Origin of the sequence: Geobacillus genomosp. 3 (assembly GCF_000445995.2) — a bacterium.
GTDB lineage: Bacteria > Bacillota > Bacilli > Bacillales > Anoxybacillaceae > Geobacillus.
The window spans coordinates 3017232-3034760 of the sequence record NC_022080.4; the positions used below are offsets into that span (position 1 = coordinate 3017232).

Consider the following 17529-nt stretch of genomic DNA (forward strand, 5'->3'; position numbering starts at 1 on the left):
TCTCATCGAAGGAGAACTGCCGGCAACATGGCGGTGCATCGGAGTTAGACGGGGAAACCGGGAAAACTCTTGTACGGATGGGAGGGGTGATCCAAATGATGGCGGACAATAGAGACGACATAAAAGCCAAACGTATACCGCAACCGTTGCGCAACCGAACTTCGCCGCCTCGCAAGGCGGAACGGTCCATTCCGCCTTGCGCTTGGCTGCGGGTGGAGTTGGGGGCGGCGCTCAGCCGCCCGCAGGCGGTCATCGCTCGTACCAAGTCAGCCCGAGCGCGCCTTCGCCGACGTGCGTGGCGATGACCGGGCCGAAATAGCTGATCCAAAACTCGACGTGCGGATAGCGGGCGGCCAGTTCGTCGCGCCAGCGGTTCGCTTCATCGGGCTGGTTGGCATGGATAATGGCCGCTTTGAGCGGCACGCCTTTGTCCGCATCTTCGACAAACAGTTCTTCGATTCGTTTGACCGCCTTTTTGCGCGTGCGGATTTTTTCAAACGGTACGATTACTTTGTTTTCAAAGCGAAGGAGCGGCTTGATTTGCAACAGGCCGCCGATGAACGCCTGCGCGCCAGTGAGCCGTCCGCCGCGCTGCAGGTGGGACAAGTCGTCGACCATAAAATAGGCGCGCAACGTCCGCTTCATCTCATCAAGACGGGCGAGGATCTCGTCCGGCGTCTTCCCCGCTTGGGCCATCTCGGCGGCTTCGATGGCGTAAAACCCTTGCGCCATGCAGCTGATCTCGGAATCGTAAGCATACACGCGCAACCCTTCGACCATCGTCCCCGCCGCCACCGCTCCTTGGTACGTGCCGCTGATGCCGCTTGAAAGGTGGATGCTGATGACGGCTTCATATCCTTCCTCGCGAATGGCGGTGAACAAATCGACAAACTCGCCGACCGATGGCTGCGACGTCGTCGGCAACGTCGGATGCTGCTTGATTTTCGCAAAAAATTGTTCTGCCGTCATGTCGATTTCTTCGCGGTACGTTTCGTTTCCAAAGATGACGCTGAGCGGAATGAGGCGAATGCCGAGCCTCTCGCGCACCTCTTTCGGCAAATAGGCGGTGCTATCGGTGACAATCGCAGTTTTCACAGGCGCCATTCCTTCCTGATTCAGCATTTTCTTCCATTATACCAAAAAGACGGGCCCTCCTCCACTATACGGTCGGGGGATCCCTTCTGAAATTCACCTTCGCTCAACCAGGCGGGCCGCCGAACGTTGCCACCGCTTGTCTGCCTGCAGGCGCTCCTTGTACCGATCGTGCCGTTTTCGATGATCCTCTTTTAGTCCCCGCCGCCCTTTCGCCCCTCTGGCGGTTGACGGCCAGGACGAAGTGGTCTCGAGAACGCTCCGCGCTATTCAATGAAACCGCTCTTGTAGGATCGACCTCCGCCAAGCCGCTCGGAACAGCAGCCATGATGCCAGCGCACCGAGGGAAAAACGCATCGGTGTGCCGAGGAAAAACAACCCCGCTGTCAGCGCACCTCCACCCAGCCGTTTTTGATCGCCACGACAACCGCCTGCGTCCGGTCGTTGACGTTTAATTTTTGCAAGATGCTGCTGACGTGGTTTTTGACGGTTTTCTCACTGATGTACAGCGCTTCGCCGATGGCGCGGTTGCTTTTGCCGTCAGCTAAGAGCTGCAGCACTTCGCATTCGCGCCGCGTCAGCAAATGGAGCGGGCGGCGCACTTCTTGTTTGATCGCCACGCCACCTTTTTCCGACGTCAGACGGCGGTATTCGCGAATTAAGTTGTGCGTCACTTTCGGATGCAAATACGAGCCGCCTTCAGCGACGATTCTGACCGCTTCAATGAGCGTGTCAGCGTCCATTTCTTTCAGCAAATACCCGGTCGCTCCCGTCTGCAAGGCGCGCATCACATAGTTTTCATCGTCATGGATCGATAGGACGACGACTTTCGTCTCCGGATACGTTTCGATGAGCTGCTTTGTCGCTTCCACTCCGTTCATGTCCGGCATATTGATGTCCATGAGCACCAAATCCGGGCGGTATGTTTCGACGATCGACAGCGCTTCGCATCCGTCGCCTCCTTCGGCCACGACTTCAAAATCGCCTTCAAATTCTAAAATGCGCTTAATGCCTTCACGGAATAGTGAATGATCATCGATAATGGCGATGCGTGTTTTCATCGTTTCCTCTCCTCCTTGGTCATGTCTGCGGCTAGACGGTCAAGCGGAACGCGGATGAACACGGTCGTGCCGCTGCCAGGTTTCGAACGGATCGTCAACGTGCCATCAAGCAGTTCGACCCGCTCCCGCATTCCGATCAAGCCGAATGCGTTTTCTTTTTTCACGGATGGATCAAATCCTTTGCCATCGTCTTTGATGCTGACAAGCAAATAACGGCACGTCACTTCCATCTTGACATCAATGTGGCGCGCCTCGGCGTGCTTTAAGGCGTTTTGCACCGACTCTTGAACAAGGCGAAACACGGCCGCCTCCATCCGCGACGGCAGCCGGATTTCCTCGCCGATATGTACGAAGGAAATATGGACTCCCTTATTATATTCTTCGGTCGTCTGCAAATATTTTTTAAGTGTCGGAACTAATCCTAAATCGTCGAGCGCCATCGGCCGCAAGTCGTAAATAATGCGCCGCACTTCGGACAGGGCCGAATGCACCATTTTGCGGAAATCGCGAATTTCGGTGACCGCCGCTTCCGTCCCCCGCTCTTTGATCACCTTTTCGACGAGGTCGGAGCGAAGCAGGACATGGGCGAGCAGCTGCGCCGGGCCGTCGTGGATTTCCCGCGACAGCCGCCGCCGCTCTTCTTCTTGCGCTTCGATGATTTTCAGCCCGAATGCTTGCTTTTGCTTCGCCCCTTCAACAAGCTCGCTGACTTGGCGGAAATCGCTGTTTAAGTAGTTCAGGACAACGGTAATTTGCCCGACTAAATGGTCGGCGCGCTCGATGATTTGCACGAGGCCTGCCAGGCGCCGTTCAAGCTCATCGCGGCGCAGGCGCAGCTGTTTCTCGCGCTCGCGCACCATCGCCAGTTTCATATGCAGCTCGTGCGCCGCTTCATACGCCTCGCGAATGTCTTGCTCGGAGTGCGAGGAAAAGTTTTGGCTCACTTCCGACAGGCGGCGGCGCGCCTTTCGCGCTTCGGTTTCAAGCCGGTCGGCCTCCTCAATCGCCTGCACCGTCAGCCGCTTCACCTCCTCAAGCTCGCGAAGCAAATGATCCTGCTCTTGACGCGACTGTTCACCGATATGGAAAATTTCATCTTTGCTATGTTGAACGGTGTCGACCATTTTTTCGACAATTTCATCTAAATGTTTGACATCCCAACGTTTTTCCCCGATCATTTGCCAACCTCCAACAGCGCTGCCAAGCGATATGCATGAGCGCCAACAAAATTTATTTGAAGGAAAAAAGTTGTCGATTTATAATAGTAAAAGCATGTCCTACCTGTGAACCTTTTATTTTTAGTTTACCCTATCTGTGACTCTTTTATTTTCAGTTTACCATAGTTAGGGCAAAGCGCTAGCCTTTCCTGCAAAAAAAAAGACAAAAACGAACAGCGCTGCACCTTTTCAAGATCGGGGTGTATTACTTTGTTACAAAACTATTACACGGTTAAAGGATACGGCGAACACGAAATCGTGATTGAAAAGTCGCGGTTTATTTGCTATATCAACCGTGCGGAAACGGAAGAAGAGGCGGTTGCTTTTATTCAACAGATCAAGAAAAAACATTGGGACGCCACCCATAACTGTTCGGCGTATGTGATCGGCGAGCACGATCAAATTCAAAAAGCGAATGACGACGGCGAACCGAGCGGCACGGCGGGCGTGCCGATGCTCGAGGTGCTGAAGAAAAAAGGGGTGAAAGACACCGTTGCCGTCGTCACCCGCTACTTCGGCGGCATTAAACTCGGCGCTGGCGGCTTGGTGCGCGCTTACGGCCGCGCCGTCTCGGAAGGCTTGAACGCCGCAGGCATCGTCGAACGCCGGCTCATGCGCGTCATGCAGGTGACGATCGACTATTCGTGGCTTGGGAAAGTGGAAAATGAATTGCGGTCGTCCGTATATACTATTAAAAACATCGACTACGCCGACCGCGTTACGTTCGACGTTTTTGTTCCCGAGGACGGCCAACACCCGTTCAATGAATGGATCACGGAACTGACAAACGGCAGGGCGGATATTCAGGCGGGAGAACAACAGTATGTAGAACTCGACCTCCCTCCTGGACAGCAATGATGAAACTAGTGTGAAGGAGCTTTTTCACCATGGCCCATGAACGAAAACTTCATCGAAAAAAAATAAAAAAACGAAAGCGGAGACGGCGCATCGTATTCGGATGCCTGCTTCTCTTTTTAGTATTGGCCGCCAGCGGCCTTGGCTATGCTTCTTTTTTAATGCATAAAATGAAAACAGCCATGAACGAGGCGTATGAGGAGATCGGCACAAAACAAGATGCAGGCGATCATCTCGATCCGAAAAAAGATAGTTTTACCGTATTGTTTATCGGCATTGACGACAGCAAAACGCGCAATTTCCAAAGCGATACGCGATCCGACGCGCTCATTTTGGCCGCTTTTAACGCCGAAACAAAATCCGTCAAAATGGTGAGCATCCCGCGCGATTCGTACGTCTACATCCCTTGTGAAGACGATTACGATAAAATTACCCATGCGCATGCTTATGGGGGGACGAAATGCACGATCGAGTCTGTCGAACATTTATTTGACATCTCCATTGACTACTACGTCAAGATGAACTTCTACGCCTTCATCGATGTCGTCGATGCGCTCGGCGGCATTGAAATGGAAGTGCCGTATGACATCCGTGAGAAAGACGCCGAAGACCATCGCAACGCCATCGTCCTCAAAAAGGGCTATCAGCACTTAAACGGGGAAGAAGCACTGGCGTTGGCCAGGACGCGCAAAAAAGACAATGACATCGAACGCGGCAAGCGGCAGCAACAAATTTTGCAAGCCATTTTGAAAAAAGCAAGCCATGCCGGTTCCATTCCGAAATATGATGATGTCATTGAAGCGATTGGAAGCAATATGAAAACGAACTTCACCTTCGGGGATATAAAAGCGTTGATTTATTACGTATCGTCGGGCAACTCCATTCAGACGGAATCGCTTGTCCTTAAAGGGACGGATGACAATGAAGGGGTTTACTACTACCGCCTCGATGAACAATCCGTCGAGCAAGTGTCCGACGCCCTGCGCGCCCAGCTGCAAGCATCGGCGGCTCCCATATCGCCAGGGGAACAAGATGACGATCAGTAAAACGGCGGGTCCCGATATGGGACGCCGCCGTTTTCTTGTGCATAGCCGCTCTCTTCTGAGGAATGAACTTCTCGTCGCAGCTTGACGTACAGCCATCAAAAAAGGTGTCCCGCTTTCTGGGACACCTTTCGTTATTTCATCTTGCCGTTTACATACCGGAGGCCTTGGACAATCCGCAAAATCGGGCGATACTCATGCCCGACGAGGCCGATTTTCTCCGCCACCACTTCTAGGACGAGCACGATGACGGTTAAAATGATGAGCGACACCCATGCCGCCGCTTTCGATAAAATCACGGCAATCAACCCGAACAAAGCGCTCACGCCGTAAATGATCAGCACGGTTTGGCGATGGGTGTATCCGAGCCGAAGCAGGCAATGATGCAAATGCGATTTGTCGGGCGCCGACAGCGGCTGCCGCTTTACCAAACGGCGAATAATCGCAAAAAACGTATCGGAAATCGGCACCCCTAAAATGATGACCGGGATGATAAACGAAATCGCCGTTACGTTTTTAAACCCGAGCAGCGACAGAACCGAGATCATGTACCCTAAAAAGAGCGCGCCCGTATCCCCCATAAAAATTTTTGCCGGGTGGAAATTGTAGACTAAAAACCCTAAAATGCTGCCGATTAAGATGATGCTCATGCCCGCGACAAACAAATCGCCTTTTAAAAACGCCATCCACGTGATCGTGACCAAGGCGATCGCCGAGACGCCCGCGGCCAACCCGTCCAACCCGTCGATTAAGTTGATGGCGTTGGTAATGCCAACGATCCAAAGGATCGTTAACGGGATGCTGAGCACACCGAAATGCAGCTGGGAGCCAAACGGCAAGTTAATGTATTCCACCTGAATCCCGCCGAATACGACGACGACAAACGCCGCGATCAGCTGGCCAGTCAACTTGACTTTTGGGGAGAGCTCGATTAAATCATCGAGAATCCCGGTAATAATAATGATGACGCTGCCGATTAAAATCGGGACTTCGACGGCATTATCGGGATCCAAAAACAAGACGCCGATGACAAAGGCGACATATATGGCTAACCCGCCTAAACGGGGCATAACTTTCTGATGCACTTTCCGCTGATTGGGCCGGTCTGTGGCACCGATGGCGAACGCCAATCGTTTCACCAGCGGGGTGATACATACGGAGGCAAGAAAGCAAAGCAACAAGGTCAAAAAGTAACCCATAAAAAATCCTCCTTAATCTTATCATAACCACTTGGTTCATTTTCTTGTCCAACGATTTTTTCATTGTTTGCCAATATGTTGAGCAAGCGGCAACCGCCCGCACGCATAACAGCGATGCGCACGGGAAATACTATAAAAAATAGAGTCATCACCATTGTGGATTATATCATACAGAAGAAAACTATTAAACATGTAATTTTGCCATTTTCGGGCTCTCCTCTATACTCATTCGTAAAAAACAACGGAAAAACGGCGGGGGATTGACAATTTTTAGGATGAAGCGAATGGATATGGAGGATAATTCATGCATTTTGTATAATATTTTCACTTTTTGGCTTGTCTGTTATGTCCGATGTGATACAATAAATATCGGAGACCGTCCTCCGTTTTGCATGGATAAAGTAGAAGGTGCGATGGACGGGTTGAGGCCGGGGAAGATATCCGCTTATTAAGTGGGTGTCTTCCTTTTTTGCCCAAAAAATTAAGGACGTTCTGTCAAGCGACAAAACGTCCTCACCACTACCCGCGGATGACGTTCAGTTTCCAGCTGCTGAGATCGGGATCGTCTTTTTGCACGACCGCCGGCGGGAAAATAAACGTCCACGGTTTCGTTGTATTTGCTTTGATTTCCAGGCGATCGAGCTTAAAGCTCCCCCGGGCGACCACGTCCCCCGCCGCATCTTCCACCTCGAGCGGCAGCTGCTCAAGGCAAACGGTTTTGTGGCTGCCGTTGCGGACTAGGACGGTCACGCGCAACCCGCCATCGTTCATCGCCGCCTGGAGGCCGAAAAAGTTCACCTCGTTCTCCTTTGGCGCCCCCAATTCGTCCACAATGCGCCGAAGCGCCTCTTTTTCCGCTTCCGGCAACACTTCCTCCCACGTTGGATCGAGGTCGAGACGATGTTTCGGCTTCAATTCAAACGCCAGCTTCCAGCCTTCCGCCGGAATTTCCTCCGCCCGCAATGTTTCGCGGCCGAATAGAAAGCGCCATGGGCGGCTCGTTTTCGGCGGCAGTTCGCCGAGTTCGCGCAAGTCGAACTCCTTTCGCGCCAAAATGGTCCCGTCTTCACGAAGCAACAAAAGCGGAACACGCCCGATTTGGATCGAATGCGGCAAGCTATGGCGGACAAAGGCGGTGACCATCACCCCATCGATTTCTTTCGTTAGGCTGATGCCGGATAAGGAAACTTGATTGGGCTTTAACGGCGGCAGTTCATTGTTGAAAAACCGAAGCACATATTGCTCTTCTGTCGGCACGTTCCAGGACGGGTGAAGCGACAGCTCCGTGTGCACCTCTTCCTCTTCGCCGCTTGCTTCCCCCGCCTCGTTGATGATGTCTTGAGCCTCTACCGTCGTATCGCCGCCGCTTTTTTTCTTTTTCTTCAAAAACGGAAACAATGAACACTCCCCCTTTTTATTTGCTTTCTTCCTGCTCGAACGCTTGAAGCAGCCTTGTCACATGAGTGCTGATTTCGTTTTCGATGGCTGCATACATCGCTTGAAACAGCTCAAACCCTTCTTTTTGGTACAGGCGAATCGGGTCTTCTTGCTGGTATTGACGCAGCCCGATCCCCTCTTTTAACAGCATCATATGATCCAAATGACGCATCCAATGGTCATCGATGACCGTCAACATGACGCTTTTTAACAGCGACTGCAGGCGGGAATCGCCTTTTTTCCCTTCTAGGAACGAAAGCTGTGCGTCGACCGCCTCGGCGACGGCTCGCTTCACATCGTCACGATCAGCCGGCGGGCGGTCAAACGCAACAGGCGGGCGGTACAAGATGCGGTTCAGCTCTTCCGCCATGCGCCCGACATCCCATTCTTCCGGGATTTGCTCAGACGGCGTGTACGCCTCGACGATGCGCTCGCATGCGGAGCGGATCATCGGCGCAACGAGCCCCACCCGGTCCTCCTCATCAAGCACGCGGTCGCGGATATGGTAAATGACGTTGCGCTGTTCGTTCATGACATCGTCAAGCTTTAAATGGTACTCGCGAACGGAAAAGTTCAGCCCTTCGACGATGCGCTGCACTTTATCGACAAACGCGTGAATCTCGTCGTTCAAAATGCAGCCTGTTTCATCCGCTTTCAGCTTCGCCTTCCATTTTTCCGTCTCCTCGGCCGCAAAGCGCCGGAACATCTCATCTTCAAGGGAGAGGAAAAATTGGCTCGAACCTGGATCCCCTTGGCGCCCGGCCCGTCCTTTCAGCTGGTTGTCGATCCGCCGGCTCTCATGGCGCTCGGTGCCAAGGACGTGCAGCCCGCCGAGCTTATCGACCCCTTCGCCAAGCAAAATGTCCGTCCCGCGGCCGGCGATGTTCGTCGCGATCGTCACCCGCCCGCGCTGGCCGGCTTTGGCAATCACCTCGGCCTCCTGCTCGACCGTTTTCGCATTGAGCAGCTCATACGGCACGTGCTCTTGATCCAAGTACTTGGCCACTTCTTCCGACTGCAAAATCGAGGTCGTCCCGATCAACACCGGCTGCCCGCTTTCATGGCGGCGCTTCACTTCCTTGGCGACGGCGACGTATTTGTCATGGCGGGTCATGTACACCCGATCGGGCAAGTCAAGGCGGATTTTCGGCTTGTTGGTCGGAATCGGAACGACATCCATCCCATAAATGCGCTGAAATTCCTTTTCTTCCGTTTTCGCCGTTCCGGTCATGCCGGATAAAATCGGGTACATGCGGAAATAATTTTGAATGGTGATGGAGGCGTGCGTCTTGTTCTCCTCCGTGATTTCGAGCCCTTCCTTCGCTTCAATCGCTTGATGGAGCCCGTCGCTTAACGAACGGCCTTCCATCACGCGCCCGGTAAACGCGTCAACGAGCAGCACTTTGCCGTCGCGGACAATGTAATCGACATCGCGCTTAAACAATACATGCGCCCGCAATGCCTGGATGACGTAATGATACAACACTTTGTGCTGCAAGTCGTATAAGTTGTCGATCCCAAACGCTTTTTCCACTTTTTCAATGCCGTCGTCCGTTAAGTTGACCGTTTTCGTTTCCGCGTCAAACAAGTAATCAATGTCGCGCTCAAACCGCTTGACGAGTTTGGCGGCGACGTAATGCAAGTCGGCGCTCGGGCGCGCTTTCCCGGCGATAATAAGCGGCGTTTTCGCTTCATCAATCAGCACGCTGTCAATCTCGTCGATGATCGCGTAATGGTACGGACGCTGCACTTTTTCCGCCGCATCGTACACCATATGGTCGCGCAAATAGTCGAAGCCAAATTCCGTACCGATGCCGTATGTAATATCGGCTTCATACGCCCGCTTCTTTTCTTGCGGCGACATCAGCGGCAAATTGAGCCCGACCGTCAAGCCGAGAAACTCATGAATTTGGCCGATTAAGTTCCGGTCGCGTTTGGCCAAATAATCGTTGACCGTAATGACGTGCACCCCTTTCCCTTCAAGCGCCCGCAAATAGCTTGGAAGGGAAGCGACGAGCGTTTTCCCCTCGCCGGTGGCCATCTCGGCGATGTTTCCTTCCGCCAGCACGAGACCGCCGATCAACTGGACGTCAAAATGGCGCATGCCCAGCACCCGCTTTGCCGCCTCGCGGACGACCGCGAACGCTTCCACTTTAATGTCATCCACCGACTTGCCTGAGGCGAGCTGCTCTTTCCACTCATCGGTCTTCGCGCGCAGCTCGGCATCGGTTAGTTTCTCTATCTTTGATTCTAAACCGTTAATTTGTTCCACAATGCGCATATATTTTTTTAACTGCCGTTCGTTCGTATAACTGATCGCTCTTTTTAAGAGTGAAAGCATCCGTATTTCGCTCCTCTATAACGAATTCCCATCTATTATACCAAATTCATCATCTATGCGAAATGAGTTGGGGATATGGTAGTTTTTCCAAAATAGTTTAGGAGATGTTCCCTCTTGCTTCCATACGATGAACAATTTGCTTGTCGACAAATTTTGTCGAACGTTGTAGAATGATGTCGATAGGGTTTAGGTTGATCAGCCAGCCTCCTTGTGAAAGGATCGCTGGCGCTTTTTTTTTTGCCAAAAAACATCCATGAGTAAATTTTACTCCCCACCCAGGCATGAAAATCCATCTCTCCTTCCATAATGGAGGATGAACGCAAACAGTTTGGAAAGACGTGCTTTTTAATGGTGGTTCGACCCTGTACAAAAAACTGTTTGAGTCCATTTGGTGTTCCACCCATTGTAAGCCCTTTTCATTTGGAAAAGGTGACTACGAACAGAAAAATGCCTAACGAACAAGTGGACTCACTGTTTGCGAATTCATCAATGGAAGGAGTCCGGATCATGGATGTGCTTTATCATCGTTGCGCAGGTTTAGATGTTCATGCCAAAACGATTGTCGTTTGTGCGCTTTGGGGAGAAGAAGACCACATTCAAAAGGAGATCGAAACGTTTTCGACGTTTACCAAAGACTTGTTTCGCCTCCTGAAATGGCTCGAGGATCGAGAAATCACTCATCTAGCGATGGAGAGTACGGGGGTTTACTGGAAACCGGTCTTTAACATTTTAGAGGACTACTTTGACATTACCTTGGCCAACGCTCAGCGAATCAAGAATGTCCCAGGGAGAAAAACGGATGTATCCGATGCGGAATGGATCGCTAAATTATTGCGTTATGGACTGATTGAAAAGAGTTTTGTGCCACCCGCGCCAATTCGAGAATTGCGGGACTTGACCCGTTTACGCAAAAAGTGGGTGGGTCAATTGATTGCGGAAAAAAACCGAATTCATAAAGTATTGGAGTGTTCCAATATCAAGCTGGGTACGGTGATTTCCGACATCTTCGGAGTATCGGGCCGAAAACTCTTGACCCGTTTAATGGAACAGGGGTACATCGAAGAAGCCGATATCGACGCTTGCCTTCACGGAAGAATGAAAGGGAAAAAGCAACAAATTCAGGAATCGCTCTTTGGGACATTAACCGAACATGAGTTGTTCATGATTCGCCAATCGTGGAAGCACATCGAGTATTTGGAAAGCTTGATTCAGGAGATGGACCAACGCATCGACCATCTCTTACAACCGTATCAACAGGAAGTGGATCTTCTGATGACGATTCCTGGAGTGAAAAAGGAAACCGCCGCCGTCATCATCGCCGAAATCGGAGTGGATATGGGACAGTTCCCGACACCGCAGCGCCTCGCTTCTTGGGCTGGGGTGGCCCCGGGAAATCACGAAAGCGCTGGAAAACGCAAAAGTACACGAACGGTAAAGGGTAATCCTCATATTAAATCCGCGTTATGCGAGGCGGCATGGGCGTTATCCCGATGCAGGAATCAACCGTTGGCGGCGAAATTTTGGTCATTGGCGGCTCGCCGGGGAAAGAAAAAAGCACTCGTTGCGATCGCGCACCGAATGCTTGTCACCATTTACTGCATGCTTTCCCGAAAAGAACCGTTTTGGGGACCACAAGTAAGTTAGTATAGCCAAAATGAATACAGAATATACGAGATGCCTAAAAATAAGGCACCTCTGCTTTCCTGTTGTCTTTTTTGGCCATTTGTAGTGTATCCAAACTGATCACAGGATATACAGAGTTGACCGGGTTTTATGGATTTTCACAGAAAAAGAGGGGATCCTACCGTTTTGTCGGATCCCCTCTTTAGTTCGCTTAAGACGGATCAAACAACTCGACCATGGTCGTTTTCATTCCGCCCCCGTCCGGCGTGACCGTTGTCACGAACACGATTGTTCCACGATGCACGGCAATATGCGCGATTTCCCCCTCGACCGACCATTGTTTCACTTTCTTGAGCGTGGCGCTGTCGTACGCCATAATCTGGTTGCCTTGCGCCGCATACACGAGACCTTTCGCCAAATCGAATGCGGCGGAAGAGAACGGCTCAATCGCGCCCGCATACGTCATGTTGACGCTTTTTTGCGCGGTCGTGTAAAACACAAACCCGGCGTCATTGAACATGTACTTGCCGTCCGGTGAAAGAACGAAATCCGGCTTCAAGTCGTAGTCGCCATGATAAGGAGATGAGTACGTTTCAACGAAATGACCGTCGGCAATCCGGTATACGGACATGTCAATCGGGCTTACGTTCGTCGAGATCGCGTAAATCATCGCTTGGCTTGGATGCATCTCAATCCGGTTCGCCTCGTAAATCAGCTCAGAATCCACTTCCTGCTTGGTGAACCGATCATAGCTTTTGATGACTGTGTGCTGCCCGGATCCGGACGAAACGTAAATATAGCGGCCATCGGCGACAATATCAAATGGATCCAAGTCGATGTCAAATGTTTCCTTCAATTGAAATGCATTCGCATCGATCACCGCAATCGCGCCTTTTTGGTTTTCTTCCTGCCAATAAGAGCTATGCTCCCCTTTTAGCAGGGTCACGTACAGTTCATCCTGGGCAAAATAGAGCCGTTCGGCCGGCAGCGGCAAGGAAATGTTGCGCACGCTCCGCGTTTCATAGTTGATTTCCACCACACGATTCAAATAGTCAATGCCGTACAAAATCGGCTGCGACGGATGGGCGATGATGTCCACAAGCGGCCCCTCAAGCGCAAACTTCTCCGTTGCCGCCGGCTCGCCTTGTTCCTTTTCTTCTTCCCCTTGCTCTTCCTCATACACAGGCAGCTCATCGGCCGGGATGACCGGCAACTGATAGAACGGCACTTGCGCGTATACATACACAGCTTCGCGAACGTAATCGGCCGCCAAGGCAAAGTTCAACTCCCCTTCGCCTAAGCCGAACGAAACAATCCCGATCACATACCCGTACATGTTAAAGAGCGGTCCCCCCGAGCTGCCGTGGGTCACCGGCGCCGTAAACTGAATAAAATCGGCTTCGCCTTGTTCGAGTTCAAGCGTGCGAATCGCGCTCACCACTCCGGTTGAAACCGAATCGGAAAGGCCAAGCGGGCTGCCGATCGCGACCACATCATCCCCCACCTCTACCATGTCGATAGAACCGAGCCGCAACGGCTTAACCGGCAACAAATCAACCGGCTTTAACAGCGCCACATCCAAATCAAGGTCATAATCGACAACCCCTTCTATCTCATACTCTTCCCCATTGCTCGTCACCACGGTGAACGATGCCCCGCCGCTGATCACGTGGAAGTTGGTGACGATCAGCCCATTGGCGACCATAAACCCGCTTCCTTGCGACTGTTCTTCCCCGTTTTCATCGTACGCATAGACGGTGACGACGCTCTCCTTTTTCGCAATAATGTCTTTACGGGAAAGGGATGTGGTCAAAGGCGGCTTAAATTCGTCATTCATATACCGGGCCATAAACAAGGCGAACTGCAGCCGGGTGAGCGGCGCGTTCGGGCGGAAGCTGCCATCCGGATAGCCGAGCGTCACTTCGTTCGCCGCCAACGCGTGCACGTACGAATACGCCCAGTGGTCCGGCTTGACATCCCAAAAATCCGTCTTCATCTTCCCGCTTAAATGGTACGCATTCGCAAACATTTTCGCCATTTGCGCCCGCGTCAGCTTGCCGTACGGATCAAACGATCGCTCGGTTTTCCCGCTGACAATGCCCAACGCCGCGGCCAAGGCAATCTCCTCGTATCCGGTGCTCCCCGGCTTGACATCCGCAAACGGCATCGGCAGTTCCTCATCGGTTTCCAATCCAAGCTGGCGGACGATCATGAGCACCGCCTGCACGCGCGTCAACGTCGCTTCAGGGTGGAACTTCCCGTCTTTATACCCTTGAATGATGCCGAGCCTGGCCAAATATTCAATTTCCGCGCGCCCTGACGATACATCGGGAAACAGGCCGCCCGCCGCCCGGGCCGACCCGCCGTATGGCGTCCACAGCGAGGCAACGATCAGCAGCACGCACAGTCCAACCGCCCCGGCCCTCCTCCATCTTTTCTCTCTTTTCAATCATATTCCCCCTCTAGTATTGATCCTTTTGGCCATCAGCCGCTTTCATTGTAATCGAAAAGCAACGAAATCACTAGATGCTTTCGGCGCAACCCGCTTCACTTTTTTGAGGTATTTTTCACCAAAACGCGCATAACGGTGATCCATTTCCGCCATACTAACTTATCGGCACTTTTTCGATGACCGGTGATTTCGTGAAAAATCGGGCAACACGCTGTCGGCCCAAGCGGAAAAGCTGTTGAAAACGAGCTCTTCCTTCGCGACTCAAAACACCGATGAAACCAAAGCCACCGTTTTTCACAGCCGGTTTGGGCGTTGGTTGATGCAACCAAAGCCCAAGGTGAGAAGCTCTGCGAAACGAGCTCCTCTGTCTCAACGAAATTCGCCGGCTTCAAGGAACACCGCCGTTGCTCTGTACGCCCGCATCCGACATGACAGGCAACGGCGAACATGTTATACTAATCGGTTGAACAAGCCCTTCGAGTATAAGCAAGGGAGGAACCGTCATGAAGGTGTTAGTCATCATCCCTGCCTATAACGAAGAAGCGACGATTCGCCATACGGTGCTCCGTCTGCAGCGCACATGCCCGTACGATTATCTTGTCATCAATGACGGATCGACCGACCGAACGGGCGAAATTCTCGACCAATGCGGGTTCCGTCATCTGGACTTGCCTGTGAACTTAGGCATCGGCGGGGCGATGCAAACCGGGTATCGATATGCGCTCGAGCATGGCTACGACTACGCCATTCAACTCGATGCCGACGGCCAACACGACCCGGACGATTTGGAGACGCTCGTCGCCGAAATCGCCGCGTCGGACTATGATATGGTCATCGGCTCCCGCTTTGTCGAAAAAACGGGCTACAAAGGCAGCCGGCTCCGCCGCCTTGGCATTTTGTACTTCTGTTTTTTGCTTTACCTCGCGTGCGGGGTCAAAATCACCGACCCGACATCCGGCTACCGCATCGTCAATCGCCGCATCATCCGCGAGTTCGCCCGCGACTATCCCGTTGACTACCCCGAAGTCGAAGTGATCGCCCGGCTGGCCAAAAAAGGATACCGCATCAAGGAAACAAAAGTCGAAATGAACGCGCGCCAAGGGGGACGGTCATCGATTACGCCGCTCAAGTCGTTGTACTATATGACCAAAGTGACGTTCACCTCGCTAATCCGGGCCATGTTTGAGACGAGGGAGGGAAGGACATGAACAGCGTCCAGTGGATTACAGTGCTGCTGGCGTCATGGTTCTTCATCCAAGTCGTTTTCTATTCCGTCCGCAACCGGTTGCGCGACAAGCAAGCCTTTCTCTGGTTTTCGTTATCCATCCTCGGGCTGCTTGGCGCGTTCAGCCTCGCGCCGCTCAACCGGTTGGCTTCCATGCTTGGCATTTCGTACATGCCGGCGCTCATTTTTGCCATCGCCTTTATCGTCGTGTTAAACGTCTTGCTGTACCAATCGATCGTTTTGTCTGAACAAGGCGAAACGATCAAACGGCTCGTCCAAGAAATCGCCTTGTTAAAACACGAACTTCACCACACCGAACATAAAGGAAGAGTGCGATGAACGCAAGCAGTTGGCTATGGATTGGGCTGAACACCGTCTTGCTTGTCACCGGCCAGTTTTTATGGAAATACGGGATGATGCACCGGTCGTTTGAACCGGACGTGTTGTCCATCATCAAGCTGCTGTTGTCGCCTTGGATTTTGCTTGGCCTCATCATATACGGAGCGGCGACGGTCGTCTGGCTGTTCATCTTGTCGCGCGTCCCGCTCAGCATCGCCTACCCCCTGCAAAGCACCGCCTACGTGCTGGCGGTCGTCGGCGCGTATGTCCTATTTGGCGAACCGCTTTCATGGGTGAAAATCGCCGGCGTCATTCTCATTATGCTCGGGGTATCGTTAATCGGCGTTTCCGCCGCATGACATCGCCAACAAGGAGGACCCGCCATGCCGATTCGCTTCCATCCGAAAACAGCCGCGCTGCTCGTGCTGTTGCTTGCCTTGGCTTTGCGTCTGTTCGCTTTATGGAAGTACGGCTTGCACTTGACGCTCAACAGCGATGATATGGGCTATGTCCGCAGCGCCGAGCGGTTGCTCGAAACGGGCATGCTCACGTACCACAAGGCCGATGAACCGACCGTCCATATTATGCCGGGCATGCCGCTGCTCTTGGCGTCTTTGTTTTTGTTCTTCGGCGCGGGCGATGCCGGTTTGTATGCCGCCAAACTCGTGATGATCGCCTTTGGCGTCGGAAGCGTCTTTTTGATCTACGCGCTCGGAAGCGACCTCGGCCGCCCATGGGCGGGCGTCATCGCCGCTTTCGGCGCCGCTTTGTACATTCCGCTCATCGAAACGGACAATTTAACGTTGACCGAGGCGCCGTTTTTATTCGGCTTCCTCTTGTTCATCCGGTTCGCCATCCGCCTCGGCCGCCACCGGCGGATGACCGATTTTTACAAGCTGATGGCCGCCTATCTCTTTTGCCTCTTTTTCCGGCCGACGATCGCTCTCGTGCCGCTCGCGCTGCTCGGCTATTTGTGGCTCGTCCGCTACCCTTGGCGGCTGGCAGGCAAACAGGCGGCGATCGCCGCTCTGCTCGTCGTGCTCGCCCTCAGCCCGTGGTGGGTGCGAAACTACATGCATTACGGCGAGTTCATCCCCTTGACCGGCAGCTCCGGCGACCCGCTGTTGCTCGGCACTTACCAAGGGTACGGCTACCGCTACGGCCCGCCGTATCGAGAAGTGGTCGACTCGATCGAGAAACAGCATCCGCACATGAGCCATTATGAAAAGGAAAAAAGAAAAAAAGACATCGCCATCCAGCGGATCAAAACGTGGTACCGCGCCAATCCGGCCCAATGGTGGGAAAGCTATATCGTCAAAAAAACAAAAACGCAGTGGGAAGCTCCGTTTTATTGGATCGAGATTTTCGGCGTTTCCAAGCAGGAAATGACCGTTTGGCACCAGCGCCTCATCCGCCTGGCGTTCATTTCAGCGCTGGCCGCCCTCGTCATGGACCGGCGCCGACGGCCGGAACTGCTGTTTTTCGCCTTCCTCATCGCCTACTTCACGGCGTTAAACAATGTCTTTTTCGCTTACCCGCGGTACAATCTGCCGCTCATGCCGCTGTTGTTTTTATCGATCGGACTCGCTCTTTCCTTTCTCTTTCCCCGCCGGATGCAAAACACAGCCGCGCCCTCTTCGTGAAT

Annotated in this window: 14 protein-coding genes; 7 read left to right on the forward strand and 7 right to left on the reverse strand. The window is 52.7% G+C overall.

The window, feature by feature from the left end; translation table 11 throughout:
- Positions 1–249 precede the first annotated feature (249 nt).
- The 3 genes from M493_RS15200 to M493_RS15210 all read right to left on the reverse strand — a co-directional run bounded on the left by M493_RS15200 (position 250) and on the right by M493_RS15210 (position 3331).
- Positions 250–1095 carry a DegV family protein gene (locus tag M493_RS15200; protein ID WP_023817749.1) on the reverse strand — a complete coding sequence of 282 codons (846 nt, stop codon included), beginning with the start codon at positions 1093–1095 and terminating at the stop codon, positions 250–252.
- 383 nt (positions 1096–1478) lie between these two features.
- A complete protein-coding gene (locus tag M493_RS15205; protein ID WP_020961268.1) occupies positions 1479–2153 on the reverse strand; it encodes a response regulator in 675 nt (224 codons plus the stop codon).
- On the reverse strand, positions 2150–3331 hold the full coding sequence (locus tag M493_RS15210; RefSeq protein ID WP_020961269.1) for a sensor histidine kinase: 1182 nt from the start codon (positions 3329–3331) through the stop codon (positions 2150–2152). Before M493_RS15210 ends, M493_RS15205 begins: the two co-directional genes overlap by 4 nt.
- A gap of 249 nt (positions 3332–3580) precedes the next feature.
- Here M493_RS15210 and M493_RS15215 point away from each other — a divergent pair, with 249 nt between their 5' ends.
- Both M493_RS15215 and M493_RS15220 read left to right on the forward strand, forming a co-directional pair.
- A complete protein-coding gene (locus tag M493_RS15215; protein WP_020961270.1) occupies positions 3581–4228 on the forward strand; it encodes a YigZ family protein in 648 nt (215 codons plus the stop codon).
- A 29-nt stretch (positions 4229–4257) separates the two neighbouring features.
- Complete coding sequence (locus M493_RS15220) at positions 4258–5271, forward strand: LCP family protein (protein ID WP_020961271.1); 1014 nt, start codon at positions 4258–4260, stop codon at positions 5269–5271.
- Between the two features lie 131 nt (positions 5272–5402).
- Here M493_RS15220 and M493_RS15225 read toward each other — a convergent pair whose 3' ends face one another.
- From M493_RS15225 to secA2, 3 genes are all read right to left on the reverse strand, one after another.
- Positions 5403–6467: a glycosyltransferase family 4 protein gene (locus M493_RS15225; protein ID WP_020961272.1), complete on the reverse strand. Its 1065-nt coding sequence runs from the start codon at positions 6465–6467 to the stop codon at positions 5403–5405.
- A 519-nt stretch (positions 6468–6986) separates the two neighbouring features.
- Positions 6987–7865: an accessory Sec system S-layer assembly protein gene (locus M493_RS15230; RefSeq protein ID WP_020961273.1), complete on the reverse strand. Its 879-nt coding sequence runs from the start codon at positions 7863–7865 to the stop codon at positions 6987–6989.
- Positions 7866–7881: 16 nt separating this feature from the next.
- Complete coding sequence (secA2, locus tag M493_RS15235) at positions 7882–10245, reverse strand: accessory Sec system translocase SecA2 (RefSeq protein WP_020961274.1); 2364 nt, start codon at positions 10243–10245, stop codon at positions 7882–7884.
- A 507-nt stretch (positions 10246–10752) separates the two neighbouring features.
- Between secA2 and M493_RS15245 the strand changes: the two genes are divergently transcribed.
- Positions 10753–11889 carry an IS110 family transposase gene (locus M493_RS15245; RefSeq protein ID WP_020959521.1) on the forward strand — a complete coding sequence of 379 codons (1137 nt, stop codon included), beginning with the start codon at positions 10753–10755 and terminating at the stop codon, positions 11887–11889.
- A 190-nt stretch (positions 11890–12079) separates the two neighbouring features.
- On the opposite strand, the gene M493_RS17410 is transcribed toward M493_RS15245, so the two are convergent.
- Positions 12080–14317 carry an S-layer homology domain-containing protein gene (locus M493_RS17410; protein WP_023817764.1) on the reverse strand — a complete coding sequence of 746 codons (2238 nt, stop codon included), beginning with the start codon at positions 14315–14317 and terminating at the stop codon, positions 12080–12082.
- 506 nt (positions 14318–14823) lie between these two features.
- Here M493_RS17410 and M493_RS15255 point away from each other — a divergent pair.
- The 4 genes from M493_RS15255 to M493_RS15270 are packed head-to-tail and all read left to right on the forward strand — an operon-like array spanning position 14824 to position 17527.
- Positions 14824–15528: a glycosyltransferase family 2 protein gene (locus M493_RS15255; RefSeq protein WP_020961277.1), complete on the forward strand. Its 705-nt coding sequence runs from the start codon at positions 14824–14826 to the stop codon at positions 15526–15528.
- Positions 15525–15884, forward strand: a complete 360-nt coding sequence (locus M493_RS15260) for a DUF2304 domain-containing protein (protein ID WP_020961278.1) — start codon at positions 15525–15527, stop codon at positions 15882–15884. Before M493_RS15255 ends, M493_RS15260 begins: the two co-directional genes overlap by 4 nt.
- A complete protein-coding gene (locus M493_RS15265; protein ID WP_020961279.1) occupies positions 15881–16243 on the forward strand; it encodes an EamA family transporter in 363 nt (120 codons plus the stop codon). The genes M493_RS15260 and M493_RS15265 overlap by 4 nt, the downstream gene beginning before the upstream one ends.
- 24 nt (positions 16244–16267) lie before the next feature.
- Positions 16268–17527, forward strand: a complete 1260-nt coding sequence (locus M493_RS15270; RefSeq protein WP_020961280.1) for an ArnT family glycosyltransferase — start codon at positions 16268–16270, stop codon at positions 17525–17527.
- Positions 17528–17529 lie beyond the last annotated feature (2 nt).

Bases quoted from the DNA above. Each gene is read 5' to 3' on its own strand.
- M493_RS15205 (WP_020961268.1), bottom strand. From the start codon at position 2,153: ATGAAAACACGCATCGCCATTATCGATGATCATTCACTATTCCGTGAA.
- M493_RS15210 (WP_020961269.1), bottom strand. From the start codon at position 3,331: ATGATCGGGGAAAAACGTTGGGATGTCAAACATTTAGATGAAATTGTC.
- M493_RS15220 (WP_020961271.1), top strand. From the start codon at position 4,258: ATGGCCCATGAACGAAAACTTCATCGAAAAAAAATAAAAAAACGAAAG.
- M493_RS15225 (WP_020961272.1), bottom strand. From the start codon at position 6,467: ATGGGTTACTTTTTGACCTTGTTGCTTTGCTTTCTTGCCTCCGTATGT.
- secA2 (WP_020961274.1), bottom strand. From the start codon at position 10,245: ATGCTTTCACTCTTAAAAAGAGCGATCAGTTATACGAACGAACGGCAG.
- M493_RS15245 (WP_020959521.1), top strand. From the start codon at position 10,753: ATGGATGTGCTTTATCATCGTTGCGCAGGTTTAGATGTTCATGCCAAA.
- M493_RS15255 (WP_020961277.1), top strand. From the start codon at position 14,824: ATGAAGGTGTTAGTCATCATCCCTGCCTATAACGAAGAAGCGACGATT.
- M493_RS15260 (WP_020961278.1), top strand. From the start codon at position 15,525: ATGAACAGCGTCCAGTGGATTACAGTGCTGCTGGCGTCATGGTTCTTC.
- M493_RS15265 (WP_020961279.1), top strand. From the start codon at position 15,881: ATGAACGCAAGCAGTTGGCTATGGATTGGGCTGAACACCGTCTTGCTT.
- M493_RS15270 (WP_020961280.1), top strand. From the start codon at position 16,268: ATGCCGATTCGCTTCCATCCGAAAACAGCCGCGCTGCTCGTGCTGTTG.